This is a genomic window from Shigella sp. FC1544, from assembly GCF_001722145.1.
Taxonomy (GTDB): domain Bacteria; phylum Pseudomonadota; class Gammaproteobacteria; order Enterobacterales; family Enterobacteriaceae; genus Escherichia; species Escherichia coli.
The window spans coordinates 16,473-39,984 of the sequence record NZ_MECT01000088.1; the positions used below are offsets into that span (position 1 = coordinate 16,473).

At 51.2% G+C, this 23,512-nt stretch carries 28 protein-coding genes, 1 tRNA gene and 1 pseudogene; 20 read left to right on the forward strand and 10 right to left on the reverse strand.

Annotated elements, in window-relative coordinates; translation table 11 throughout:
- Positions 1-28: 28 nt before the first annotated feature.
- The 6 genes from lptB to BGK49_RS06345 are packed head-to-tail and all read right to left on the reverse strand — an operon-like array spanning position 29 to position 4,423.
- Positions 29-754, reverse strand: a complete 726-nt coding sequence (gene lptB / locus BGK49_RS06320) for an LPS export ABC transporter ATP-binding protein (RefSeq protein WP_000224099.1) — start codon at positions 752-754, stop codon at positions 29-31.
- A gap of 6 nt (positions 755-760) precedes the next feature.
- Entirely contained in the window at positions 761-1,318 is a 558-nt protein-coding gene (lptA, locus tag BGK49_RS06325; RefSeq protein ID WP_000669785.1) for a lipopolysaccharide ABC transporter substrate-binding protein LptA, read from the reverse strand.
- A complete protein-coding gene (gene lptC / locus BGK49_RS06330) occupies positions 1,287-1,862 on the reverse strand; it encodes an LPS export ABC transporter periplasmic protein LptC (protein WP_000030537.1) in 576 nt (191 codons plus the stop codon). Before lptC ends, lptA begins: the two co-directional genes overlap by 32 nt.
- Positions 1,859-2,425, reverse strand: coding sequence for a 3-deoxy-manno-octulosonate-8-phosphatase KdsC (kdsC, locus tag BGK49_RS06335; protein WP_000030005.1), 567 nt, complete (start codon positions 2,423-2,425; stop codon positions 1,859-1,861). Before kdsC ends, lptC begins: the two co-directional genes overlap by 4 nt.
- 20 nt (positions 2,426-2,445) lie before the next feature.
- On the reverse strand, positions 2,446-3,432 hold the full coding sequence (kdsD, locus tag BGK49_RS06340; protein ID WP_005028950.1) for an arabinose-5-phosphate isomerase KdsD: 987 nt from the start codon (positions 3,430-3,432) through the stop codon (positions 2,446-2,448).
- A gap of 13 nt (positions 3,433-3,445) precedes the next feature.
- Positions 3,446-4,423 carry a calcium/sodium antiporter gene (locus BGK49_RS06345; protein ID WP_046891644.1) on the reverse strand — a complete coding sequence of 326 codons (978 nt, stop codon included), beginning with the start codon at positions 4,421-4,423 and terminating at the stop codon, positions 3,446-3,448.
- Positions 4,424-4,632: 209 nt separating this feature from the next.
- Between BGK49_RS06345 and mlaF the strand changes: the two genes are divergently transcribed.
- The 7 genes from mlaF (at position 4,633) to murA (ending at position 9,463) form a co-directional block, all read left to right on the forward strand.
- Positions 4,633-5,442: a phospholipid ABC transporter ATP-binding protein MlaF gene (gene mlaF / locus BGK49_RS06350; RefSeq protein WP_000438245.1), complete on the forward strand. Its 810-nt coding sequence runs from the start codon at positions 4,633-4,635 to the stop codon at positions 5,440-5,442.
- A gap of 7 nt (positions 5,443-5,449) precedes the next feature.
- The gene (gene mlaE / locus BGK49_RS06355) at positions 5,450-6,232 is read left to right on the forward strand and encodes a lipid asymmetry maintenance ABC transporter permease subunit MlaE (RefSeq protein WP_000925795.1); all 783 of its coding nucleotides are present in this window, start codon (positions 5,450-5,452) and stop codon (positions 6,230-6,232) included.
- Between the two features lie 4 nt (positions 6,233-6,236).
- Positions 6,237-6,788, forward strand: a complete 552-nt coding sequence (mlaD, locus tag BGK49_RS06360; protein WP_001296448.1) for an outer membrane lipid asymmetry maintenance protein MlaD — start codon at positions 6,237-6,239, stop codon at positions 6,786-6,788.
- 18 nt (positions 6,789-6,806) lie between these two features.
- The gene (gene mlaC / locus BGK49_RS06365) at positions 6,807-7,442 is read left to right on the forward strand and encodes a phospholipid-binding protein MlaC (protein ID WP_000476487.1); all 636 of its coding nucleotides are present in this window, start codon (positions 6,807-6,809) and stop codon (positions 7,440-7,442) included.
- Positions 7,442-7,735: a lipid asymmetry maintenance protein MlaB gene (mlaB, locus tag BGK49_RS06370; RefSeq protein WP_000004488.1), complete on the forward strand. Its 294-nt coding sequence runs from the start codon at positions 7,442-7,444 to the stop codon at positions 7,733-7,735. The genes mlaC and mlaB overlap by 1 nt, the downstream gene beginning before the upstream one ends.
- A 159-nt stretch (positions 7,736-7,894) precedes the next feature.
- Positions 7,895-8,149, forward strand: coding sequence for a BolA family iron metabolism protein IbaG (gene ibaG / locus BGK49_RS06375; RefSeq protein WP_000429656.1), 255 nt, complete (start codon positions 7,895-7,897; stop codon positions 8,147-8,149).
- Positions 8,150-8,203: 54 nt separating this feature from the next.
- The gene (gene murA, locus BGK49_RS06380; protein WP_000357260.1) at positions 8,204-9,463 is read left to right on the forward strand and encodes a UDP-N-acetylglucosamine 1-carboxyvinyltransferase; all 1,260 of its coding nucleotides are present in this window, start codon (positions 8,204-8,206) and stop codon (positions 9,461-9,463) included.
- Positions 9,464-9,510: 47 nt separating this feature from the next.
- Here murA and sfsB read toward each other — a convergent pair whose 3' ends face one another.
- Together sfsB and ispB are read right to left on the reverse strand one after the other, a co-directional pair.
- Positions 9,511-9,789: a DNA-binding transcriptional regulator SfsB gene (gene sfsB, locus BGK49_RS06385; RefSeq protein WP_000445420.1), complete on the reverse strand. Its 279-nt coding sequence runs from the start codon at positions 9,787-9,789 to the stop codon at positions 9,511-9,513.
- Positions 9,790-10,015: 226 nt separating this feature from the next.
- Positions 10,016-10,987, reverse strand: a complete 972-nt coding sequence (gene ispB, locus BGK49_RS06390; RefSeq protein WP_001047336.1) for an octaprenyl diphosphate synthase — start codon at positions 10,985-10,987, stop codon at positions 10,016-10,018.
- Positions 10,988-11,245: 258 nt separating this feature from the next.
- Between ispB and rplU the strand changes: the two genes are divergently transcribed.
- From rplU to cgtA, 4 genes are all read left to right on the forward strand, one after another.
- Entirely contained in the window at positions 11,246-11,557 is a 312-nt protein-coding gene (rplU, locus tag BGK49_RS06395; RefSeq protein ID WP_000271401.1) for a 50S ribosomal protein L21, read from the forward strand.
- Positions 11,558-11,577: 20 nt separating this feature from the next.
- Positions 11,578-11,835 (forward strand): 50S ribosomal protein L27, encoded by a 258-nt coding sequence (rpmA, locus tag BGK49_RS06400; protein WP_000940595.1) that lies wholly within the window; start codon positions 11,578-11,580, stop codon positions 11,833-11,835.
- Between the two features lie 126 nt (positions 11,836-11,961).
- Complete coding sequence (locus BGK49_RS06405) at positions 11,962-12,927, forward strand: DMT family transporter (RefSeq protein WP_000813019.1); 966 nt, start codon at positions 11,962-11,964, stop codon at positions 12,925-12,927.
- Positions 12,928-12,942: 15 nt separating this feature from the next.
- Entirely contained in the window at positions 12,943-14,115 is a 1,173-nt protein-coding gene (gene cgtA / locus BGK49_RS06410; protein WP_000673544.1) for an Obg family GTPase CgtA, read from the forward strand.
- Positions 14,116-14,154: 39 nt separating this feature from the next.
- Here cgtA and dacB read toward each other — a convergent pair whose 3' ends face one another.
- Positions 14,155-15,588, reverse strand: coding sequence for a serine-type D-Ala-D-Ala carboxypeptidase (gene dacB, locus BGK49_RS06415; RefSeq protein ID WP_001212655.1), 1,434 nt, complete (start codon positions 15,586-15,588; stop codon positions 14,155-14,157).
- 247 nt (positions 15,589-15,835) lie between these two features.
- On the opposite strand from dacB, the gene greA reads away from it, so the two are divergent.
- Positions 15,836-16,312, forward strand: a complete 477-nt coding sequence (greA, locus tag BGK49_RS06420; protein WP_001193478.1) for a transcription elongation factor GreA — start codon at positions 15,836-15,838, stop codon at positions 16,310-16,312.
- 156 nt (positions 16,313-16,468) lie between these two features.
- Here greA and yhbY read toward each other — a convergent pair whose 3' ends face one another.
- A complete protein-coding gene (yhbY, locus tag BGK49_RS06425) occupies positions 16,469-16,762 on the reverse strand; it encodes a ribosome assembly RNA-binding protein YhbY (protein WP_001054420.1) in 294 nt (97 codons plus the stop codon).
- A 125-nt stretch (positions 16,763-16,887) separates the two neighbouring features.
- Between yhbY and rlmE the strand changes: the two genes are divergently transcribed.
- The 8 genes and pseudogenes from rlmE to BGK49_RS25660 form a co-directional block, all read left to right on the forward strand.
- Positions 16,888-17,517, forward strand: coding sequence for a 23S rRNA (uridine(2552)-2'-O)-methyltransferase RlmE (rlmE, locus tag BGK49_RS06430; protein ID WP_000145975.1), 630 nt, complete (start codon positions 16,888-16,890; stop codon positions 17,515-17,517).
- Positions 17,518-17,616: 99 nt separating this feature from the next.
- Positions 17,617-19,551, forward strand: coding sequence for an ATP-dependent zinc metalloprotease FtsH (gene ftsH, locus BGK49_RS06435; RefSeq protein WP_001107476.1), 1,935 nt, complete (start codon positions 17,617-17,619; stop codon positions 19,549-19,551).
- Between the two features lie 89 nt (positions 19,552-19,640).
- The gene (gene folP, locus BGK49_RS06440) at positions 19,641-20,489 is read left to right on the forward strand and encodes a dihydropteroate synthase (protein WP_069375710.1); all 849 of its coding nucleotides are present in this window, start codon (positions 19,641-19,643) and stop codon (positions 20,487-20,489) included.
- Positions 20,482-21,819 carry a phosphoglucosamine mutase gene (gene glmM, locus BGK49_RS06445; RefSeq protein WP_000071134.1) on the forward strand — a complete coding sequence of 446 codons (1,338 nt, stop codon included), beginning with the start codon at positions 20,482-20,484 and terminating at the stop codon, positions 21,817-21,819. Before folP ends, glmM begins: the two co-directional genes overlap by 8 nt.
- Before the next feature lie 227 nt (positions 21,820-22,046).
- Complete coding sequence (gene secG, locus BGK49_RS06450) at positions 22,047-22,379, forward strand: preprotein translocase subunit SecG (protein WP_001295556.1); 333 nt, start codon at positions 22,047-22,049, stop codon at positions 22,377-22,379.
- A gap of 14 nt (positions 22,380-22,393) precedes the next feature.
- Positions 22,394-22,480: transfer RNA gene (locus tag BGK49_RS06455), tRNA-Leu, on the forward strand.
- A gap of 458 nt (positions 22,481-22,938) precedes the next feature.
- Positions 22,939-23,313: pseudogene (locus tag BGK49_RS06460) on the forward strand (phosphoethanolamine transferase); the annotation flags it as partial.
- A gap of 34 nt (positions 23,314-23,347) precedes the next feature.
- A partial coding sequence (locus BGK49_RS25660) for an IS1 family transposase (protein ID WP_047664789.1) occupies positions 23,348-23,512 on the forward strand: 165 nt, incomplete at its 3' end.

Here is a 23,512-nt window from a genome sequence, read left to right on the forward strand (position 1 = left end):
TGCTAAAACGTCGCAAACTTCTACCCTATCAGAGTCTGAAGTCTTCCCCAAGGTATACACGCTTAACGTGTTCGTCTTGTAAGATTTCTGTAGGCGTGCCGTGGGCAATCAAATGCCCCTGACTGACGATATAAGCGCGTTCACAAACCGCCAGTGTTTCACGCACGTTGTGGTCAGTGATCAGTACGCCCAGGCCGCTGTCGCGCAGGTGTTCAATGATGCGTTTAATGTCGATAACCGAGATCGGGTCAACCCCGGCAAACGGTTCGTCGAGTAGAATAAATTTCGGATTCGCAGCCAGTGCGCGGGCAATTTCTACACGGCGACGTTCACCCCCGGAGAGTGACTGCCCCATGCTGTCACGCAGGTGCTCAATGTGAAACTCTTCCATCAGCTCGTTCGCGCGGTCTTCACGTTGTTCAGCAGACAAGTCGTCACGAATTTGCAGTACCGCCATCAGGTTATCGTAAACGCTGAGGCGACGGAAAATGGAGGCTTCCTGTGGCAGATAGCCGATACCGCGGCGCGCGCGTGCATGCAGAGGCAGCAGACTGATATCGTCATCATCAATAATGATGTTGCCCGCATCGCGCGGCACAATGCCAACAACCATATAGAAAGTGGTGGTCTTACCGGCACCGTTTGGCCCCAGCAGACCGACAATTTCCCCGGAGTTGACGGTCAGGCTGACGTCTTCTACCACGCGACGGCCTTTATAGGCTTTTGCAAGGTTCTTTGCAGTTAATGTTGCCATAACGAATTAATTACCCTTCTTCTGTGCCGGGGTCTGGCCTTTGTTGTTTTTGTCCTGCAGCTGCGACGGCACCAGAACGGTTGTTACGCGCTTGCCTTTGTCGCTGAAAGCCTGCATTTTCTGCTCTTTCACCAGGTAAGTGATCTTATCGCCCTTAATGTTGCTATCGACCTGCTGCAGATAAGCATTACCCGTCAGAACGACAAAATCTTTTGCCAGTTCGTAGTGCATCTGGGAAGCATGACCTTCAACGGGTTTACCGTTGTCCTGCATCTGGTAGAACGTTGCCGGTTTACCGTAGCCGTCAATCACTTCTTTACCTTGTTCGCCGCCCGGACGGGTAACGACCACTTTGTCGGCATTAATTTTGATGGTGCCCTGGGTGACGATGACATTACCGGTAAAGGTAACCACGTTGCCTTGCATATCAAGAGATTGCTGGTCCGATTCAATGTGGATCGGCTGATCAGTGTCTCCGGTTACGGCAAATGCCGGAATGCTGGCGGCCAGAAGTGAGCTGGCAAGCACAAGATTAAGGCTGAGTTTGTTTGTTTTGAATTTCATAGGATGTTCTAACCTTTTCAATCAGCTCGGCGTTCTTGCTGCGTAAGTTGCCGCGCATTTTCAGACCGCTGGAGTTAAATGTTGTTCCGTATAACGTGACGAGGTCTTCAGAGGTAACATCCTGCGTCACCAGATTGATCTGCGCGTTATCCGTCGTGATTCTGCGAAGTTGAGAGTCCGGCACAAGTGCGTTGACTTCAACGTGTCCATATAAATAGAGCATCCGGTCATTGGTCAGCTTGGCTTTATCTGCTTTTACGGACCATGTCGGGATTTTATCCTTATCAAACGTGGTAAGTACCGGCTGCGTAAACCACGAAACGGCCTGATCGGAATAATATTCAACGTGTTGAGCAATCAATCGATAGCTTAGTGCCCCTTCTGGGTTATAGACGAGCGTGTCCGTATGCTCGCTTTTATAGGTGGGATCATTGTTGTTGACGACCACCTGGGCGGTATCGTCTTTTTCGGCCATATTAATGCCGATCATCACCAGAACCGCCAGTGATAGCACAATGATAACCCAACGTCTGGCTTTACTCATATCGATTGCCCTTTGGCTTCATCCAGTTTGCCCTGCGCCAGGAGTAATAAGTCGCAAACTTCTCGCACTGCGCCACGACCGCCAGCAATGCGCGTCACATAATCGGCGCGCGGGATCAACAGTGGATGAGCATCGGCCACAGCGACGCTTAAACCCACTTTTTCCATTACCGGCCAGTCGATGAGATCATCGCCTACATAAGCCACATTTTCCGGGGCAATCGCCAGTTTTTCCAGCAGATCGCTAAAGGCGATCAGTTTGTTTGACTGCCCCTGATACAAGTGAGTGATCCCCAATGTGGCACAACGATCTTCTACCAGTTTAGCCTTTCGCCCGGTAATGATAGCGACTTCAATATCAGAGGTGAGCGCACAACGAATGCCATAACCGTCACGAACATTGAACGCTTTCAGCTCTTCGCCGTTATTGCCCATATAAATCAGGCCATCTGACAGTACGCCATCAACGTCGAGGATCAGCAGACGAATGTTCTCTGCTTTTGCTATAACGTCGGCGCTGACAGGGCCGTAACAGGTCGCAAGCGACGCACCTGCTTTGCTCATTGTTGTTTATCCTTGAATCTTTACACTACGCCTGCACGCAGTAAATCATGCATATGTAACACACCGAGTAAATGGTCGCCATCGGCAACCATCACGGAGGTGATATGGCGGGACTGCATTAAGTTCAGTGCCTCAACGGCCAGAATGCCAGGGCGCACGCGTATTCCCCCCGGCGTCATCACATCGGCAATACTTAACTGACGAACATCCACGCCCATATCGAAGACACGGCGTAAATCACCGTCGGTAAAGATGCCTTCAATCATCATATTGTCATCGCAAATGACAGTCATACCAAGATTTTTGCGGGTAACTTCCAGCAATGCGTCACGCAGACTGGCCGTTTTCTTAACATGCGGGATCTCATCGCCCGTATGCATAATATCGTTTACGCGCAGCAGAAGTTTACGACCCAGTGCGCCGCCTGGGTGTGAGAGCGCAAAATCTTCAGCAGTAAAGCCGCGTGCTTTTAACAGCGCGACAGCGAGGGCATCGCCCATAACCAGCGTGGCGGTGGTGGTGCTGGTCGGTGCCAGCCCTAACGGACAGGCTTCTTTCGCTACTTTAACACACAGATGCACATCTGCGGCGCGCGCCATGCTGCTCTCCGGGCGACCGGTGATGCAGATTAACGGTACGTGAAGACGCTTAAGCACTGGAATTAAGGCCGTGATTTCGCTGGATTCACCTGAGTTAGAGATAGCAATCACCACATCCTGTGGGGTGACCATGCCTAAATCACCATGCGCGGCTTCACCTGGATGGACGAAAAATGAAGGTGTACCGGTGCTGGCAAACGTTGCGGCCATTTTGCGCCCGATGTGCCCCGATTTCCCCATCCCCATGACGACAACTTTCCCTTTACACCAGAACATCTTTTCACAGGCAAGCGTGAAATTCTGATTGATGTATTGATCAAGCTCCGCCAGGCATTCACGTTCAATCGCCAGGACTTCTTTACCTGCTTGCTGAAAGTCAAAACCCGGTTGTAACTCTACGTGCGACATAATGCGTTTCCAGTTATTCAACGAGTATTGGCGATAACCAGTACAACATCGCCAGCCATACGATAAATCCGCCAGTTAATAATACCCCTACACCACGGCCCGGTTGCGGGGAGCGCCGCCAGCACAGCAACGCAAAAATAATGCTCACCAGCAACATCACGCTGTAGTCACGACTGTACGCCAATGGATCAATATCTCCTGGCGTTATCAGCGCGGGTAAACCCAACACGATGACAATATTAAAAATGTTTGCGCCAATGATATTTCCGACAGCAATGTCGTTTTCACCTTTGCGAACCCCCGCTATTGCGGTTGCCAGTTCCGGCAGGCTGGTTCCGATAGCAATTGCCGTCAGACCCATCGTCAACTCGCTGATGGCAAAGTAATTCGCCAGCACCGTGGCGTTATCAACCACCATCCGCGTGGCCACTGGCATGATGATAAGCGCAATGCCGAGCCATAAAAACGCGACGGGCAATCCGCCGTCACGCGGCAGCTCTGCAAGCTGCTCTCTGGTCAGGCTGTCAGTCCCCTGACGTTCAGCCTGACGTGCAAATTTAACAATGAACAGCAGCCATAGCACAGCCAGAAAGAGGAGAAAGATACCATCGCTGCGACTAAGTTGTCCGTCATAGAGTACGGAACCGGCCACTACGCTGACCAACAACATTAAGGGTAATTCACGACGCAGAACATCGGAATGGACGGTAAAAGGACGAACCAGCGCAGCCAGACCGAGGATCAGCAAAATATTGATAATGTTTGAGCCGAGGGCTGTACCAACGGCTAAATCGCGTTGTTCGTGCAGAGACGCGGCAAGCGAGACGATGATTTCTGGTAACGATGTACCAATACTGACCACCGTCATGCCGATGATCAGCGGCGGGATGCCAAAGGTTCGGCAAAGAATAGACGCGGCAAAAACCAGGCGGTCGGCACTGTAAACGACCAAAAGTAAACCAACAATTAACAGTGCCGTAGCTAAAAGCATCTAACGTCCTTTCTTCAGGTATACTCGCCGGTCCGCTGAAGATTTTCAGAAAGCCGTAACGGATTCTTAATTTTGACTTTATGCGGCTAAAAAGTAAAACAAATGCCAGCTTTCGCTAACCACGGCGGGTAATATTCTGTAAATATGTTGGGTTCAAGGTTAAATTGAGCGCCATGCTTAGAAAATCAACGCAAGACGAAGGGTGAATTATGGAGCAGTCTGTGGCGAATTTAGTCGATATGCGCGATGTCAGTTTTACGCGTGGCAATCGCTGCATCTTCGATAATATTTCCCTGACCGTGCCGCGAGGGAAGATCACGGCGATCATGGGGCCATCGGGCATCGGTAAAACGACGCTACTCCGTCTGATTGGCGGGCAAATCGCACCAGATCATGGTGAGATCCTTTTCGATGGTGAGAATATTCCGGCGATGTCTCGTTCGCGCCTGTATACAGTGCGCAAACGGATGAGCATGTTATTTCAGTCCGGGGCGTTGTTCACTGATATGAACGTATTTGACAACGTCGCCTATCCACTGCGCGAACATACCCAACTTCCCGCGCCATTGTTGCATAGTACGGTGATGATGAAGCTGGAGGCCGTGGGGCTGCGTGGAGCGGCTAAACTAATGCCTTCTGAACTTTCCGGTGGGATGGCGCGGCGTGCAGCGCTGGCGCGTGCGATTGCGCTGGAGCCGGATCTCATCATGTTTGATGAACCTTTTGTTGGGCAAGATCCCATCACCATGGGCGTACTGGTGAAGCTGATTTCTGAGCTGAACAGCGCGCTGGGCGTGACTTGTGTGGTGGTTTCTCACGATGTGCCGGAAGTGTTAAGTATTGCGGATCACGCCTGGATCCTGGCGGACAAAAAAATTGTCGCTCATGGCAGTGCCCAGGCGTTGCAGGCGAATCCTGATCCGCGCGTACGTCAGTTTCTGGACGGGATAGCTGACGGGCCTGTTCCGTTCCGCTATCCTGCCGGCGATTATCACGCTGATCTTTTACCAGGGAGTTAAGCCACTCATGCTGTTAAATGCGCTGGCGTCGCTCGGACATAAAGGGATTAAAACCCTGAGAACGTTCGGGCGGGCCGGGTTAATGTTATTCAATGCGCTGGTCGGCAAACCGGAATTTCGCAAACATGCGCCGCTGCTGGTGCGCCAGCTCTATAATGTCGGCGTCCTGTCGATGCTGATTATTGTGGTTTCTGGCGTGTTCATCGGAATGGTGTTGGGGCTGCAAGGTTATCTGGTTCTGACCACTTATAGTGCGGAAACCAGTCTGGGTATGCTGGTGGCGTTATCGCTACTGCGTGAACTGGGGCCGGTGGTTGCCGCGTTGTTGTTTGCCGGGCGTGCTGGTTCGGCGCTAACCGCAGAAATCGGCCTGATGCGCGCTACAGAGCAACTCTCCAGTATGGAGATGATGGCGGTGGATCCGCTGCGTCGGGTTATTTCTCCCCGTTTCTGGGCTGGGGTTATTTCATTACCACTGTTGACGGTTATTTTCGTCGCCGTGGGGATCTGGGGCGGATCTCTGGTCGGCGTCAGTTGGAAAGGCATTGATAGCGGGTTCTTCTGGTCGGCAATGCAAAATGCCGTCGACTGGCGTATGGATCTGGTCAACTGTCTGATTAAGAGCGTGGTGTTCGCCATCACGGTGACGTGGATTTCGTTGTTTAACGGCTACGACGCCATCCCGACGTCTGCCGGGATTAGCCGGGCAACCACTCGCACCGTTGTCCACTCGTCTCTGGCTGTTCTGGGGCTGGATTTTGTGCTGACCGCATTGATGTTTGGGAATTGAGTTCATGCAAACGAAAAAAAATGAAATTTGGGTGGGTATCTTTTTATTAGCAGCACTGCTGGCGGCTCTGTTTGTTTGCCTGAAGGCGGCGAACGTGACGTCCATACGTACTGAACCGACCTACACGCTTTATGCGACGTTCGATAACATTGGCGGCCTGAAAGCGCGCTCTCCGGTCAGTATTGGTGGCGTTGTTGTGGGCCGGGTGGCGGATATTACGCTGGACCCGAAAACCTATCTGCCACGCGTAACGCTGGAAATTGAACAACGTTATAACCACATTCCAGATACCAGTTCGCTGAGCATTCGTACTTCCGGCCTGCTGGGGGAACAATATCTGGCATTAAACGTCGGTTTTGAAGACCCGGAACTGGGGACTGCTATCCTGAAGGATGGCGATACAATTCAGGACACTAAGTCTGCGATGGTGCTGGAAGATCTCATTGGTCAGTTCCTTTACGGTAGTAAAGGCGATGACAATAAGAATAGTGGCGATGCGCCAGCTGCTGCGCCAGGTAATAATGAAACCACTGAACCTGTGGGTACAACGAAATAATTTCAGGAGAACCGACGCATGTTTAAACGTTTAATGATGGTCGCTTTGCTGGTGATTGCACCGCTGAGTGCGGCAACCGCGGCAGACCAGACCAATCCTTATAAGCTGATGGACGAGGCGGCGCAGAAAACGTTCGATCGCCTGAAGAATGAGCAACCGCAAATTCGGGCCAACCCGGATTATCTGCGTACCATTGTTGATCAGGAACTGCTGCCATACGTACAGGTGAAATACGCCGGTGCGCTGGTGCTGGGCCAGTATTACAAGAGTGCGACCCCTGCTCAACGTGAAGCCTACTTTGCCGCTTTCCGTGAGTACCTGAAGCAGGCTTACGGTCAGGCGCTGGCGATGTATCACGGTCAAACCTATCAGATTGCGCCAGAACAGCCGCTGGGCGATAAAACCATTGTGCCGATTCGCGTTACCATTATTGATCCGAATGGCCGCCCGCCGGTGCGTCTGGACTTCCAGTGGCGTAAAAACTCCCAGACGGGCAACTGGCAGGCTTACGACATGATTGCTGAAGGCGTCAGTATGATCACCACCAAACAAAACGAGTGGGGAACGCTGCTGCGTACCAAAGGTATCGACGGCCTGACTGCGCAACTGAAATCGATTTCTCAACAGAAAATCACTCTGGAAGAGAAAAAATAATGAGCGAGTCACTGAGCTGGATGCAGACGGGTGACACGCTGGCGTTATCCGGAGAGCTGGATCAGGACGTTTTGCTACCGCTTTGGGAAATGCGTGAGGAAGCGGTGAAGGGGATTACCTGCATCGATCTTAGCCGTGTGTCCCGCGTGGATACGGGGGGACTGGCACTGCTGCTCCATCTTATCGATCTGGCGAAAAAGCAGGGCAACAATGTGACGCTTCAGGGGGTAAACGACAAAGTGTATACCCTGGCGAAATTGTATAATTTGCCTGCTGATGTTCTGCCTCGTTAAATTTTTTCAGGCCGGATATGGCGTTAACCGCCTGTCCGGCAAACCTGCCTGCAAGTCGAGCCTTGTCTGATTTATCAGCGAGGCTTTTTGCTTATTTATGCCAGCGCAACTTTGCTCTAAGATGTTTCGCTGGTTTATTAACTGATGATTGAAGATCCCATGGAAAATAATGAAATTCAGAGCGTGTTGATGAACGCTCTCTCCCTCCAGGAAGTCCACGTTTCCGGCGATGGCAGCCACTTTCAGGTTATTGCCGTGGGTGAGTTGTTTGACGGCATGAGTCGGGTTAAAAAACAGCAGACGGTCTATGGCCCGCTGATGGAATATATTGCGGATAACCGCATTCATGCTGTGTCGATCAAAGCGTATACCCCTGCGGAGTGGGCGCGCGATCGCAAACTGAACGGCTTTTGAGCTATGGGCGATTCGCCGGTAGCGGATATGAATTGTTAACTGAGAACAAACTAAATGGATAAATTTCGTGTTCAGGGGCCAACGAAGCTCCAGGGCGAAGTCACAATTTCCGGCGCTAAAAATGCTGCTCTGCCTATCCTTTTTGCCGCTCTACTGGCGGAAGAACCGGTAGAGATCCAGAACGTCCCGAAACTGAAAGACGTCGATACATCAATGAAGCTGCTAAGTCAGCTGGGTGCGAAAGTAGAACGTAATGGTTCTGTGCATATTGATGCCCGCGACGTTAATGTATTCTGCGCACCTTACGATCTGGTTAAAACCATGCGTGCTTCTATCTGGGCACTGGGGCCGCTGGTAGCGCGCTTTGGTCAGGGGCAAGTTTCACTGCCTGGCGGTTGTACGATCGGTGCGCGTCCGGTTGATCTACACATTTCTGGCCTCGAACAATTAGGCGCGACCATCAAACTGGAAGAAGGTTACGTTAAAGCTTCCGTCGATGGTCGTCTGAAAGGCGCACATATCGTGATGGATAAAGTCAGCGTTGGCGCAACGGTGACCATCATGTGTGCTGCAACCCTGGCGGAAGGTACCACGATTATTGAAAACGCAGCGCGTGAACCGGAAATCGTCGATACCGCGAACTTCCTGATTACGCTGGGTGCGAAAATTAGCGGTCAGGGCACCGATCGTATCGTCATCGAAGGTGTGGAACGTTTAGGCGGCGGTGTCTATCGCGTGCTACCGGATCGTATCGAAACCGGTACTTTCCTGGTGGCGGCGGCGATTTCTCGCGGCAAAATTATCTGCCGTAACGCGCAGCCAGATACTCTCGACGCCGTGCTGGCGAAACTGCGTGACGCTGGAGCGGACATCGAAGTCGGCGAAGACTGGATTAGCCTGGATATGCATGGCAAACGTCCGAAGGCTGTTAACGTACGTACCGCGCCGCATCCGGCATTCCCGACCGATATGCAGGCCCAGTTCACGCTGTTGAACCTGGTGGCAGAAGGGACCGGATTCATCACCGAAACGGTCTTTGAAAACCGCTTTATGCATGTGCCGGAGCTTAGCCGTATGGGCGCGCATGCCGAAATCGAAAGCAATACCGTTATTTGTCATGGTGTTGAAAAACTTTCTGGTGCACAGGTTATGGCAACCGATCTGCGTGCATCAGCAAGCCTGGTGCTGGCTGGCTGTATTGCGGAAGGGACGACGGTGGTTGATCGTATTTATCACATCGATCGTGGCTACGAACGCATTGAAGACAAACTGCGCGCTTTAGGTGCAAATATTAAGCGTGTGAAAGGCGAGTAATCGTCTGAGAGCTGGCAGCCCCGTTCGCGGGGCTACCGCCAGACCACTCATTTTTTCGGTTTAGTGTAGCTACGCATCAACTGCGTTCTGTCGATAAACTCATGGGTCTGCGGATCATGGTAGCGTGATGGCCAGATAACCCAGGGGTCAGTTCCCAGGGCTTTCGCAATAATCATCTCTCCTTTCGGCCATGGGCGCGATAATGCGTTTGCCAGCGTTGAGGAACTCAAACCATTTCTGCGAGATTCCGCCGCCATTGACGTTCCTTTCTTGCGCAAACCTGCAATGATGTCAGGGGGATGCCAGTCAATGAAATTACTTTCCATCTTTCCTCACTCCTTAAGTTAGTCGCTTTCATTCAGAACACTTCTTCTGTCGGGCATCACTATACTCCTGATGGCCTATTGCTCTAAAAAGTTCCTGTAAAGAGTGTGAATGTTCAGAATATATAAAGATTCATCGCCCTTTTTTTCAGGTGTATAGCGCTGAATTAGTGTTTTTATGGAATTTACTGGAATCATCCCACGCACTGCGCGGGATGAAGGGAGGGGATTAACGATCGCGTTGAACAGCGATGTGCGCGAGGCCGATGAGTGCTTCTCGCCAAGGGGTGTCCGGGAGCACCTGTAACGCTGCGATGGCTTTGTCTGCTTCTTCCTCGGCGCGCTGACGCGTCCATTCAAGAGATCCACAAGCGTTCATTGCTTCCAGAACCGGTTCCAGAAGATGGCGACCGTTACCCTGTTCGATGGCGGTACGGATCATCTGTGCCTGTTCTGGTGTGCCATGATGCATCGCATGCAGCAGCGGCAGCGTCGGTTTACCTTCGTTCAGATCGTCGCCGACGTTTTTACCTAACTGTTCGCCATCGGCATTGTAATCGAGTAAATCGTCGATCAACTGGAAAGCAGTGCCGAGATAGCGCCCATAATCCTGCAGGCCTTTCTCCTCCTCCGGCGTACAGCCAGCCAGAATCCCGGAACACTGCGCGGCAGCCTCAAACAGACGCGCGGTTTTGCTATAGATAACGCGCATGTAGTTTTCTTCAGTGATGTCCGGATCGTTAACGTTCATCAGTTGCAGAACTTCACCTTCTGCGATGACGTTTACAGCTTCTGACATGACTTCCAGCACTTTGAGTGAACCGAGGCTGGTCATCATCTGGAACGCGCGGGTATAAATAAAATCGCCTACCAGCACGCTGGCGGCATTGCCAAATGCAGCGTTGGCGGTAGCTTTACCCCTGCGCATATCTGATTCATCCACAACGTCGTCGTGTAGCAGAGTCGCCGTGTGGATAAACTCGATCAGGGCAGCAATGGTGACATGCGCATTTCCCTCATAGCCAACAGCTCGTGCAGCCAGTACAGCAATCATCGGACGAATACGTTTACCGCCGCCGCTGACGATGTAATAGCCTAACTGATTGATCAGTTGGACGTCGGAATTAAGCTGCTCAAGGATTGCCGCATTAACACCCGCCATATCTTGCGCGGTTAACTCATTGATTTTTTCTAAATTCATCGCAAAAGCCGGGCTTCTCGCCCCGATTACCTTACTGTGAACAAAAGCAACTTAGGGTTTATGGTTAGGAATATAGGGTGATTGTACTGAAAAAATGGCACAGATAAACGTTACCGTACAAGTTGTGTTTTTTTTCTTCGTATATTGACTGTAGCACTTGTCAAAGGCGTGCGTTTTGCGTAATATTCGCGCCCTATTGTGAATATTTATAGCGCACTCTGAATCATTGAAAAGGTGTGCGCGGAAGCGGAGTTTTATATGTACGCGGTTTTCCAAAGTGGTGGTAAACAACACCGAGTAAGCGAAGGTCAGACCGTTCGCCTGGAAAAGCTGGACATCGCAACTGGCGAAACTGTTGAGTTCGCTGAAGTGCTGATGATCGCAAACGGTGAAGAAGTCAAAATCGGCGTTCCTTTCGTTGATGGCGGCGTAATCAAAGCTGAAGTTGTTGCTCACGGTCGTGGCGAGAAAGTTAAAATCGTTAAGTTTCGTCGTCGTAAACACTATCGTAAGCAGCAGGGCCATCGTCAGTGGTTCACTGATGTGAAAATTACTGGCATCAGCGCCTAAGACCTGAGGAGAGATTTCAAATGGCACATAAAAAGGCTGGCGGCTCCACACGTAACGGTCGCGATTCAGAAGCTAAACGCCTGGGCGTTAAGCGTTTCGGTGGCGAATCCGTTCTGGCGGGTAGCATCATCGTTCGTCAACGTGGTACCAAATTCCACGCTGGCGCTAACGTGGGTTGCGGTCGTGACCACACTCTGTTTGCTAAAGCAGACGGTAAAGTGAAATTCGAAGTTAAAGGCCCGAAAAACCGTAAATTTATCAGCATCGAAGCTGAATAAGTTTTTCGCGTCCCGGTAACGGATGAAAGCCCCGCAACACGTTGCGGGGCTTTTTACATTCGATAACCGGTAAAAATGAGCATGGTGCGACGTTAATCCGCAAATGCGCTTTGCAGGGAATACGGTATGAAGCAGCAGGCAGGCATTGGCATTCTTTTGGCGCTCACCACAGCAATTTGCTGGGGGGCGTTGCCAATCGCAATGAAGCAGGTGCTGGAGGTGATGGAACCTCCGACAATCGTGTTTTACCGTTTCTTGATGGCGAGTATTGGCCTGGGTGCCATTCTTGCGGTGAAGAAGAGGTTGCCGCCATTACGCGTGTTTCGTAAGCCACGCTGGTTGATTTTGTTGGCAGTGGCGACCGCCGGGCTGTTTGGGAACTTCATCCTGTTCAGCGCATCCTTGCAATACCTGAGTCCGACCGCTTCGCAGGTGATTGGGCAACTCTCGCCAGTTGGCATGATGGTTGCCAGCGTATTTATCCTGAAAGAGAAAATGCGCAGCACTCAGGTTGTAGGGGCATTGATGCTCCTGAGCGGCCTGGTGATGTTTTTTAACACCAGTCTGGTCGAGATATTTACAAAGCTCACTGATTACACCTGGGGAGTCATCTTTGGGGTCGGTGCGGCGACGGTTTGGGTGAGTTATGGCGTGGCGCAAAAGGTTTTATTGCGTCGGCTGGCCTCACCGCAGATCCTGTTTTTGCTGTACAGTTTATGTACAATTGCGCTCTTCCCTCTGGCAAAGCCAGGAGTGATAGCGCAGCTTAGCCACTGGCAGCTCGCATGTTTAATTTTTTGCGGACTGAATACATTGGTAGGATATGGCGCCCTGGCGGAAGCGATGGCTCGCTGGCAGGCAGCGCAGGTGAGCGCGATCATCACGCTCACCCCACTGTTTACGCTGTTTTTTTCAGATCTTTTATCACTGGCCTGGCCCGATTTCTTCGCCAGACCGATGTTAAACCTTTTAGGTTATCTCGGTGCGTTTGTCGTGGTTGCGGGCGCGATGTATTCCGCCATTGGTCATCGTATTTGGGGCGGATTACGTAAGCATACAACGGTGGTATCGCAACCCCGCGCAGGCGAATGATTTACGGAGAATAAAATGAAGTTTGTTGATGAAGCATCGATTCTGGTCGTTGCAGGTGATGGCGGTAATGGTTGCGTGAGCTTCCGCCGCGAAAAGTATATTCCGAAAGGCGGCCCGGATGGCGGCGACGGTGGTGATGGTGGTGACGTATGGATAGAAGCCGACGAAAACCTGAACACGCTTATCGATTATCGTTTTGAAAAATCTTTCCGTGCAGAGCGCGGTCAGAACGGCGCAAGCCGCGATTGTACCGGTAAGCGCGGTAAAGACGTGACGATTAAAGTGCCGGTAGGTACGCGTGTAATCGACCAGGGTACTGGTGAAACCATGGGCGATATGACTAAACACGGTCAGCGTCTGCTGGTTGCTAAGGGCGGCTGGCACGGTCTGGGCAATACCCGTTTCAAATCGTCCGTTAACCGTACACCACGGCAGAAAACCAACGGTACGCCGGGTGATAAGCGTGAGCTGCTGCTGGAGCTGATGCTGCTGGCTGACGTCGGTATGTTGGGGATGCCAAACGCGGGTAAATCGACCTTTATTCGCGCGGTATCGGCGGCTAAACCGAAAGTGGCGGATTATCCGTTTACCACTCTGGTGCCAAGTCTGGGTGTGGTACGAATGGACAACGAAAAGAGCTTCGTTGTTGCCGATATTCCAGGACTGATTGAAGGCGCTGCGGAAGGCGCAGGTCTGGGTATCCGCTTCCTGAAGCACCTGGAACGTTGCCGCGTCCTGTTGCACCTCATCGATATCGATCCGATTGACGGCACCGATCCGGTTGAAAACGCGCGTATTATTATCAGCGAGCTGGAAAAATACAGCCAGGATCTGGCGGCGAAACCGCGTTGGTTAGTGTTCAATAAGATCGATCTGCTGGATAAGGCAGAAGCTGAAGAGAAAGCGAAAGCGATTGCTGAAGCGCTGGGCTGGGAAGATAAATATTATCTGATCTCTGCGGCGAGTGGACTGGGCGTGAAAGATCTCTGCTGGGATGTGATGACCTTTATCATTGAAAACCCGGTCGTGCAGGCTGAAGAAGCGAAACAGCCAGAGAAAGTCGAATTCATGTGGGATGATTATCATCGCCAGCAGCTTGAAGAGATTGCTGAAGAGGATGATGAGGACTGGGATGATGACTGGGACGAAGACGACGAAGAAGGCGTTGAGTTCATTTACAAGCGTTAATCAGCAAAACCCCGGCCATGTGCCGGGGTTTCTTTTTGACTAATTGTTCTGATAAATATCTTTATACAAACGGCTTTCAAAACGCACTAACGGAATACGGCGATTACGCTGATCCGCCGGTTCTACTGCATAGCCAGAAAGATATTGTACAAACGCCATTCGTTGCCCGCTCGCTGTGGTAATGAATCCCGCCAGGTTATATACCCCCTGCAACGAACCGGTTTTCGCTGAGACTTTTCCATCCACGCCCGCCTGATGCAGACCTGCACGGTACTGCAAAGAGCCATCATAGCCCGCCAGCGGCAGCATGGAGATAAAGTTAAGTTCATTGTCGTGTTGGGCAATGTATTGCAACACCTGCATCATGGTGGCGGGGGCAATCAGGTTATGCCGCGAAAGCCCTGAACCATCGGCAATAATGGTGTTTCCAATATCGACACCGGCTTGCTGGCGCAGGATCTGACGCACGGCGTCCGACCCGGCCCGCCATGTTCCAGGCACATTGAAGCGCGCATGGCCTATCATGCGGAAAACCGTATCGGCGATCATGTTGTCCGACTTTTTCAGCATAATCTTAAGCAGATCGTGCAACGGGGCCGACTGTTTACTGGCAACTACCGTTCCAGGTTCGTTAACCTGAGTCTGGCGCAGCAGTGTTCCGCTCCAGGTGATACCTGCCTGTTTTAACTCATCTTTCAGAATTGCCCCGGCATAGCTGGCTCCATCCTGCACGGCAAAAGCCAACGGGAGCGGCTCAGAACGTTGTGGCAGGCATCCCGTCAGCGTAAAGCGGTTCAGGTCGCCTGGTACGACATCCAGTTCGCAGTATTGCGCTTCGGCAGAACCTCGGGGGAGGGTGCGTACCTGGCTGAACATCGTAACGGGGTAATAAGATGCCACGCGTATAAAAGCCATATCACCAGGTTTTGGGGCACTGTAGAGCGAGACGGAGAAACAGTTGCGGTCAACTATGGCAGCGGCAGGCGGAGCGCTAAAGCATTGTGTCATGTCATTCCATGGCCAGCCGGGGGCTTTATCGTGGCTGGCGAAAATGGAGGTATCTATCAACACATTGCCATCGATTTGGTTGACGCCAGATTTTTTCAAAGTCGCGACCATATTGCGAATATCCTGACGTTTTAACGTCGGATCGGCACCAAATCGCGCCACTAAGTCACCCTTAAGTACGCCGTTTTCCACATTGCCTTTGGTTTCAAGCGTCGTGGTGAAACGAAAATCGGGGCCGAGTTGAATCAACGCCGCCAGCGCAGTAATCACTTTCTGCGTACTGGCGGGCAGCGCCATCTGCTGACTGTGGTAATCAATAGCGGGGGCCGACGCGCCGACTTTTTGCACCATCAGGGCAAGGTTGGCACCAGCGGGGAGTTGAGTAACGTACTCATCAACATTCGCGGCCTGAACACTGAACGCTATACAGCTGGTCAATCCGATGATAAATCTGGAAAATCGCATAATCTCGCGCTAACAACCTGGAATCGAGCCGTCATACTACGGCGCAACGCCCTATAAAGTAAACGATGACCCTTCGGGAACTTCAGGGTAAAATGACTATCAAAATGTGAATTGTAGCTGACCTAGGACTTGTACCCGGGTCGGTATTTTTTTGCTTCTGGTCCCGGTGAGGAGTTATGCCGGGCAGGCCGAACAGCCGGGGTGGGTGAAGACTTGCCCCATCAGGAATATTCAAGAGGTATAACAAATGCAAACTATTCCGATGACCTTACGCGGCGCTGAAAAATTACGCGAAGAGCTGGATTTTCTGAAATCTGTGCGCCGTCCTGAAATCATTGCTGCTATCGCGGAAGCGCGTGAGCATGGCGACCTGAAAGAAAACGCCGAATACCACGCAGCTCGTGAACAGCAGGGTTTCTGCGAAGGCCGTATTAAAGACATCGAAGCCAAGCTGTCGAACGCGCAGGTGATTGATGTCACCAAAATGCCCAACAATGGGCGCGTTATTTTTGGTGCTACCGTAACGGTGCTGAATCTGGATTCTGACGAAGAACAGACTTATCGCATCGTTGGCGATGACGAAGCTGACTTTAAACAAAACCTGATTTCTGTAAACTCGCCTATTGCTCGTGGCCTGATCGGCAAAGAAGAAGATGATGTTGTGGTCATCAAAACGCCGGGCGGCGAAGTAGAATTTGAAGTAATTAAGGTGGAATACCTGTAAGAATTACCCAATACATCAAGATGTTGATGTATTGTAAAGAAAGGAAAAAGGCCGCTATGCGGCCTTTTATCAACGAACAGAGCGTGGCATTTTGCTCTCCTGCCTGCGGAAAACCCCTCGTTTTACACAGCAAATGTGTGTAACTTTAGGATAATCTTAGCGTGGCAGCGAGATTTTACGTTCTTTAGTTGGGCGATAAAGCACCAGCGTTTTACCGATGACCTGTACATTACAGGCGCCGGTTTCGCGCACGATAGCTTCCACGATCAAGGTTTTTGTTTCGCGATCTTCGGTGGCGATTTTCACCTTGATGAGTTCATGGTGCTCTAACGCTTGTTCAATCTCGGCCAGCACCCCTTCGGTCAAACCATTACTGCCAAGCAGAACAACTGGCTTGAGCGGATGTGCCAGACCTTTCAGGTGCTGTTTTTGTTTAGTACTCAGATTCATCGTATTTTTTGCTTACGTTGGGATTGAAAACGGGTCATTCTACCGCCATCTCCCATATATCACCAAATAGGCGCGTAAAAATTTACGCAATTGGTTACGATGAGTTATCCCCATGGGAAAGTTAAATGACAGGTAAGAAGCGTTCTGCCAGCTCCAGCCGCTGGCTTCAGGAACACTTTAGCGATAAATATGTTCAACAGGCACAGAAAAAGGGGTTACGTTCCCGTGCCTGGTTTAAACTTGATGAAATACAGCAAAGTGACAAACTCTTTAAACCGGGAATGACGGTTGTCGACCTTGGTGCTGCTCCGGGTGGTTGGTCACAATATGTGGTCACCCAAATTGGCGGCAAAGGCCGCATCATCGCTTGCGATCTTTTACCTATGGATCCTATCGTTGGTGTGGACTTTCTTCAGGGCGATTTTCGTGATGAACTGGTGATGAAAGCACTGCTGGAGCGCGTTGGCGACAGCAAAGTCCAGGTTGTCATGTCCGATATGGCACCAAACATGAGCGGAACACCGGCGGTGGATATCCCCCGTGCCATGTATCTGGTGGAACTGGCGTTAGAAATGTGTCGTGATGTATTAGCGCCAGGTGGCAGTTTTGTAGTGAAGGTGTTCCAGGGCGAAGGTTTCGATGAGTATCTAAGGGAAATTCGCTCCCTGTTTACGAAGGTCAAAGTTCGTAAGCCGGACTCTTCTCGTGCACGTTCGCGGGAAGTGTATATTGTAGCGACCGGGCGTAAACCCTAACCGGGAGATTTCAGACGAAAGTTTGAAAGATGCTGGATATAGAGTATCCTGACGCTGTTTTTAACACAGTTGTAATAAGAGGTTAATCCCTTGAGTGACATGGCGAAAAACCTAATACTCTGGCTGGTCATTGCCGTTGTGCTGATGTCAGTATTCCAGAGCTTTGGGCCCAGCGAGTCTAATGGCCGTAAGGTGGATTACTCTACCTTCCTACAAGAGGTCAATAACGACCAGGTTCGTGAAGCGCGTATCAACGGACGTGAAATCAACGTTACCAAGAAAGATAGTAACCGTTATACCACTTACATTCCGGTTCAGGATCCGAAATTACTGGATAACCTGTTGACCAAGAACGTCAAGGTTGTCGGTGAACCGCCTGAAGAACCAAGCCTGCTGGCTTCTATCTTCATCTCTTGGTTCCCGATGCTGTTGCTGATTGGTGTCTGGATCTTCTTCATGCGTCAAATGCAGGGCGGCGGTGGCAAAGGTGCCATGTCGTTTGGTAAGAGCAAAGCGCGCATGCTGACGGAAGATCAGATCAAAACGACCTTTGCTGACGTTGCGGGCTGCGACGAAGCAAAAGAAGAAGTTGCTGAACTGGTAGAGTATCTGCGCGAGCCGAGCCGCTTCCAGAAACTCGGCGGTAAGATCCCGAAAGGCGTCCTGATGGTCGGTCCTCCGGGTACCGGTAAAACGTTGCTGGCGAAAGCGATTGCAGGCGAAGCGAAAGTTCCGTTCTTTACTATCTCCGGTTCTGACTTCGTAGAAATGTTCGTCGGTGTGGGTGCATCCCGTGTTCGTGACATGTTCGAACAGGCGAAGAAAGCGGCACCGTGCATCATCTTTATCGATGAAATCGACGCCGTAGGCCGCCAGCGTGGCGCTGGTCTGGGCGGTGGTCACGATGAACGTGAACAGACTCTGAACCAGATGCTGGTTGAGATGGATGGCTTCGAAGGTAACGAAGGTATCATCGTTATCGCCGCGACTAACCGTCCGGACGTTCTTGACCCGGCCCTGCTGCGTCCTGGCCGTTTCGACCGTCAGGTTGTGGTTGGCTTGCCAGATGTTCGCGGTCGTGAGCAGATCCTGAAAGTTCACATGCGTCGCGTACCATTGGCACCCGATATCGACGCGGCAATCATTGCCCGTGGTACTCCTAGTTTCTCCGGTGCTGACCTGGCGAACCTGGTAAACGAAGCGGCACTGTTCGCTGCTCGTGGCAACAAACGCGTTGTGTCGATGATTGAGTTCGAAAAAGCGAAAGATAAAATCATGATGGGTGCGGAACGTCGCTCCATGGTGATGACGGAAGCGCAGAAAGAATCGACGGCTTACCACGAAGCGGGTCATGCGATTATCGGTCGCCTGGTGCCGGAACACGATCCGGTGCACAAAGTGACGATTATCCCACGCGGTCGTGCGCTGGGTGTGACTTTCTTCTTGCCTGAGGGCGACGCAATCAGCGCCAGCCGTCAGAAACTGGAAAGCCAGATTTCTACGCTGTACGGTGGTCGTCTGGCAGAAGAGATCATCTACGGGCCGGAACATGTTTCTACCGGTGCGTCCAACGATATTAAAGTTGCGACCAACCTGGCGCGTAACATGGTGACTCAGTGGGGCTTCTCTGAGAAATTGGGTCCACTGCTGTACGCGGAAGAAGAAGGTGAAGTGTTCCTCGGCCGTAGCGTAGCGAAAGCGAAACATATGTCCGATGAAACTGCACGTATCATCGACCAGGAAGTGAAAGCACTGATTGAGCGTAACTATAATCGTGCGCGTCAGCTTCTGACCGACAATATGGATATTCTGCATGCGATGAAAGATGCTCTCATGAAATATGAGACTATCGACGCACCGCAGATTGATGACCTGATGGCACGTCGCGATGTACGTCCGCCAGCGGGCTGGGAAGAACCAGGCACTTCTAACAATTCTGGCGACAATGGTAGTCCAAAGGCTCCTCGTCCGGTTGATGAACCGCGTACGCCGAACCCGGGTAACACCATGTCAGAGCAGTTAGGCGACAAGTAAGTTCCCGCATCAGATGACTGTATTTGTACCGAAAACCCCGGGGCGTGCTCCGGGGTTTTTTCTTATCAATTCATACCAGGGATAACACCATGAAACTCTTTGCCCAAGGCACTTCACTGGACCTTAGCCATCCTCACGTAATGGGGATCCTCAACGTCACGCCTGATTCCTTTTCGGATGGTGGCACGCATAACACGCTGATAGATGCGGTGAAACATGCGAATCTGATGATCAACGCTGGCGCGACGATCATTGACGTTGGTGGCGAGTCCACGCGCCCAGGGGCGGCGGAAGTTAGCGTTGAAGAAGAGTTGCAACGTGTTATTCCTGTGGTTGAGGCAATTGCTCAACGCTTCGAAGTCTGGCTCTCGGTAGATACATCCAAACCAGAAGTCATCCGTGAGTCAGCGAAAGTTGGCGCTCACATTATTAACGATATCCGCTCCCTTTCCGAACCTGGCGCTCTGGAGGCGGCGGCAGAAACCGGTTTACCGGTTTGTCTGATGCATATGCAGGGAAATCCAAAAACCATGCAGGAAGCTCCGAAGTATGACGATGTCTTTGCAGAAGTGAATCGCTACTTTATTGAGCAAATAGCACGTTGCGAGCAGGCGGGTATCGCAAAAGAGAAATTGTTGCTCGACCCCGGATTCGGTTTCGGTAAAAATCTCTCCCATAACTATTCATTACTGGCGCGCCTGGCTGAATTTCACCATTTCAACCTGCCGCTGTTGGTAGGTATGTCACGAAAATCGATGATTGGGCAGCTGCTGAACGTGGGGCCGTCCGAGCGCCTGAGCGGTAGTCTGGCCTGTGCGGTCATTGCCGCAATGCAAGGCGCGCACATTATTCGTGTTCATGACGTCAAAGAAACCGTAGAAGCGATGCGGGTGGTGGAAGCCACTCTGTCTGCAAAGGAAAACAAACGCTATGAGTAATCGTAAATATTTCGGTACCGATGGGATTCGTGGTCGTGTAGGGGATGCGCCGATCACACCTGATTTTGTGCTTAAGCTGGGTTGGGCCGCGGGTAAAGTGCTGGCGCGCCACGGCTCCCGTAAGATCATTATTGGTAAAGACACGCGTATTTCTGGCTATATGCTGGAGTCAGCACTGGAAGCGGGTCTGGCGGCAGCGGGCCTTTCCGCACTCTTCACTGGCCCGATGCCAACACCGGCCGTGGCTTATCTGACGCGTACCTTCCGCGCAGAGGCCGGAATTGTGATATCTGCATCGCATAACCCGTTCTACGATAATGGCATTAAATTTTTCTCTATCGACGGCACCAAACTACCGGATGCGGTAGAAGAGGCCATCGAAGCGGAAATGGAAAAAGAGATCAGCTGTGTTGATTCGGCAGAACTGGGTAAAGCCAGCCGTATCGTTGATGCTGCGGGTCGCTATATCGAGTTTTGCAAAGCCACGTTCCCGAACGAACTTAGCCTCAGCGAACTGAAGATTGTGGTGGATTGCGCAAACGGTGCGACTTATCACATCGCGCCGAACGTGCTGCGTGAACTGGGGGCGAACGTTATCGCTATCGGTTGTGAGCCGAACGGTGTAAACATCAATGCCGAAGTGGGGGCTACCGACGTTCGCGCGCTCCAGGCTCGTGTGCTGGCTGAAAAAGCGGATCTCGGTATTGCCTTCGACGGCGACGGCGATCGCGTGATTATGGTTGACCATGAAGGCAATAAAGTCGATGGTGATCAGATCATGTATATCATCGCGCGTGAAGGTCTTCGTCAGGGCCAGCTGCGTGGTGGTGCTGTGGGTACATTGATGAGTAACATGGGGCTTGAGCTGGCGCTGAAACAGTTAGGTATTCCATTTGCGCGCGCGAAAGTGGGTGACCGCTACGTACTGGAAAAAATGCAGGAGAAAGGCTGGCGTATCGGTGCAGAGAATTCCGGTCATGTGATCCTGCTGGATAAAACCACTACCGGTGACGGCATCGTTGCTGGCTTGCAGGTGCTGGCGGCGATGGCACGTAACCATATGAGCCTGCACGACCTTTGCAGCGGCATGAAAATGTTCCCGCAGATTCTGGTTAACGTGCGTTACACCGCAGGTAGCGGCGATCCGCTTGAGCATGAGTCAGTTAAAGCCGTGACCGCAGAGGTTGAAGCTGCGCTGGGCAACCGTGGACGCGTGTTGCTGCGTAAATCCGGCACCGAACCGTTAATTCGCGTGATGGTGGAAGGCGAAGACGAAGCGCAGGTGACTGAATTTGCACACCGCATCGCCGATGCAGTAAAAGCCGTTTAAAACGATAAATGACTGGCTAAAAAGGCGGCGATTGTCGCCTTTTTTCTCAGCGAACACATCGGTTTTGCTGCTTTTTTCCGCAGTTGATACAATGCGATAAAATTGCCCTTGCGAAGGTCATTCGCTTTGGTTAGTATTCACACCCGCTTCAGTGGGAAAGATTAAAAACTCCCGCTTTATTGGTTGAAGCATTGGTACGCGGCAACTCCGCAAGGAACAGGTTGATTATGTACGAAGCTCTTTTGGTAGTTTTCCTTATTGTGGCAATTGGCCTTGTTGGTCTGATCATGCTGCAGCAAGGTAAAGGCGCTGATATGGGAGCCTCCTTCGGAGCAGGCGCTTCCGCTACGCTGTTTGGTTCAAGTGGTTCTGGTAACTTCATGACCCGCATGACGGCGCTGCTGGCAACGTTATTCTTCATCATCAGTCTGGTGCTGGGTAACATCAATAGCAACAAAACCAATAAAGGTAGCGAATGGGAAAATCTGAGTGCACCGGCGAAAACCGAACAAACTCAACCAGCTGCTCCGGCTAAGCCGACCAGCGATATCCCGAACTAAAAAGTAGTATCCGTGCCGAGGTGGTGGAATTGGTAGACACGCTACCTTGAGGTGGTAGTGCCCAATAGGGCTTACGGGTTCAAGTCCCGTCCTCGGTACCAAATTCCAGAAAAGAGACGCTGAAAAGCGTCTTTTTTCGTTTTGGTCCTGGTCTGAGGAATGGTTGTCAGGTATCTGTATCTCGTCCAGTTGCTTTACTCGTAGCTGGTACCTTGAAACGATGGTGCCGGTACGCCTTAGTTATAAACTTTTCCCTTCTGCTGACATAATTGGCACTTTATTGTGTCAACTCCAGTTCCGGTACGAATACGGATATGTTTACTTCTCGATAAACCATCCTGCTCCTGTCAGTATAACTACTGATGGCTACGTTCTGCGTAATGTTTAGAGACGCATTGATAATGTTATTTAATTACTGAGAACGCAATGGCCGCATCATTTAAAAAGAAAAAACTAACAGTGTTTCGGTCTGATATGGATCAGAGTTGAAAAACATGTCTGATATAAAATTGAACATTGTTGATAATTGTTTATATTGGTTGTGAACTTGGATTTCTGGATGACAGTATTCAACAAATTTGCTAGAAGTTTTAAATCTCATTGGTTGTTGTATCTTTGTGTTATTGTTTTTGGTATTACGAACTTAGTCGCCTCTTCCGGCGCGCATATGGTTCAGCGATTGCTGTTCTTCGTCCTGACCATCCTGGTTGTAAAACGTATATCATCCCTTCCGCTTCGCCTGCTTGTTGCCGCACCATTTGTGTTACTGACTGCGGCAGACATGAGTATTAGCCTCTATTCATGGTGTACCTTTGGTACAACTTTCAATGATGGATTTGCGATTAGTGTGCTCCAGAGTGATCCGGATGAAGTTGTCAAAATGCTGGGGATGTATATCCCTTATCTATGTGCCGGTAATGCTGCCAACTTACTGATTTAGTGTATGATGGTGATTTTAAGGTGCTTGCGTGGCTTCCATTTCCATCAGATGTCCTTCCTGCTCCGCTACTGAAGGCGTGGTGCGTAACGGCAAAAGCACTGCCGGACATCAGCGCTATCTCTGCTCTCATTGCCGTAAAACATGGCAACTACAGTTCACTTACACCGCCTCTCAGCCCGGTACGCACCAGAAA

Coding starts and splice junctions, on each gene's coding strand:
- lptB (WP_000224099.1), bottom strand. CDS start 754: ATGGCAACATTAACTGCAAAGAACCTTGCAAAAGCCTATAAAGGCCGT.
- lptA (WP_000669785.1), bottom strand. CDS start 1,318: ATGAAATTCAAAACAAACAAACTCAGCCTTAATCTTGTGCTTGCCAGC.
- lptC (WP_000030537.1), bottom strand. CDS start 1,862: ATGAGTAAAGCCAGACGTTGGGTTATCATTGTGCTATCACTGGCGGTT.
- kdsC (WP_000030005.1), bottom strand. CDS start 2,425: ATGAGCAAAGCAGGTGCGTCGCTTGCGACCTGTTACGGCCCTGTCAGC.
- kdsD (WP_005028950.1), bottom strand. CDS start 3,432: ATGTCGCACGTAGAGTTACAACCGGGTTTTGACTTTCAGCAAGCAGGT.
- BGK49_RS06345 (WP_046891644.1), bottom strand. CDS start 4,423: ATGCTTTTAGCTACGGCACTGTTAATTGTTGGTTTACTTTTGGTCGTT.
- mlaF (WP_000438245.1), top strand. CDS start 4,633: ATGGAGCAGTCTGTGGCGAATTTAGTCGATATGCGCGATGTCAGTTTT.
- mlaE (WP_000925795.1), top strand. CDS start 5,450: ATGCTGTTAAATGCGCTGGCGTCGCTCGGACATAAAGGGATTAAAACC.
- mlaD (WP_001296448.1), top strand. CDS start 6,237: ATGCAAACGAAAAAAAATGAAATTTGGGTGGGTATCTTTTTATTAGCA.
- mlaC (WP_000476487.1), top strand. CDS start 6,807: ATGTTTAAACGTTTAATGATGGTCGCTTTGCTGGTGATTGCACCGCTG.
- mlaB (WP_000004488.1), top strand. CDS start 7,442: ATGAGCGAGTCACTGAGCTGGATGCAGACGGGTGACACGCTGGCGTTA.
- ibaG (WP_000429656.1), top strand. CDS start 7,895: ATGGAAAATAATGAAATTCAGAGCGTGTTGATGAACGCTCTCTCCCTC.
- murA (WP_000357260.1), top strand. CDS start 8,204: ATGGATAAATTTCGTGTTCAGGGGCCAACGAAGCTCCAGGGCGAAGTC.
- sfsB (WP_000445420.1), bottom strand. CDS start 9,789: ATGGAAAGTAATTTCATTGACTGGCATCCCCCTGACATCATTGCAGGT.
- ispB (WP_001047336.1), bottom strand. CDS start 10,987: ATGAATTTAGAAAAAATCAATGAGTTAACCGCGCAAGATATGGCGGGT.
- rplU (WP_000271401.1), top strand. CDS start 11,246: ATGTACGCGGTTTTCCAAAGTGGTGGTAAACAACACCGAGTAAGCGAA.
- rpmA (WP_000940595.1), top strand. CDS start 11,578: ATGGCACATAAAAAGGCTGGCGGCTCCACACGTAACGGTCGCGATTCA.
- BGK49_RS06405 (WP_000813019.1), top strand. CDS start 11,962: ATGAAGCAGCAGGCAGGCATTGGCATTCTTTTGGCGCTCACCACAGCA.
- cgtA (WP_000673544.1), top strand. CDS start 12,943: ATGAAGTTTGTTGATGAAGCATCGATTCTGGTCGTTGCAGGTGATGGC.
- dacB (WP_001212655.1), bottom strand. CDS start 15,588: ATGCGATTTTCCAGATTTATCATCGGATTGACCAGCTGTATAGCGTTC.
- greA (WP_001193478.1), top strand. CDS start 15,836: ATGCAAACTATTCCGATGACCTTACGCGGCGCTGAAAAATTACGCGAA.
- yhbY (WP_001054420.1), bottom strand. CDS start 16,762: ATGAATCTGAGTACTAAACAAAAACAGCACCTGAAAGGTCTGGCACAT.
- rlmE (WP_000145975.1), top strand. CDS start 16,888: ATGACAGGTAAGAAGCGTTCTGCCAGCTCCAGCCGCTGGCTTCAGGAA.
- ftsH (WP_001107476.1), top strand. CDS start 17,617: ATGGCGAAAAACCTAATACTCTGGCTGGTCATTGCCGTTGTGCTGATG.
- folP (WP_069375710.1), top strand. CDS start 19,641: ATGAAACTCTTTGCCCAAGGCACTTCACTGGACCTTAGCCATCCTCAC.
- glmM (WP_000071134.1), top strand. CDS start 20,482: ATGAGTAATCGTAAATATTTCGGTACCGATGGGATTCGTGGTCGTGTA.
- secG (WP_001295556.1), top strand. CDS start 22,047: ATGTACGAAGCTCTTTTGGTAGTTTTCCTTATTGTGGCAATTGGCCTT.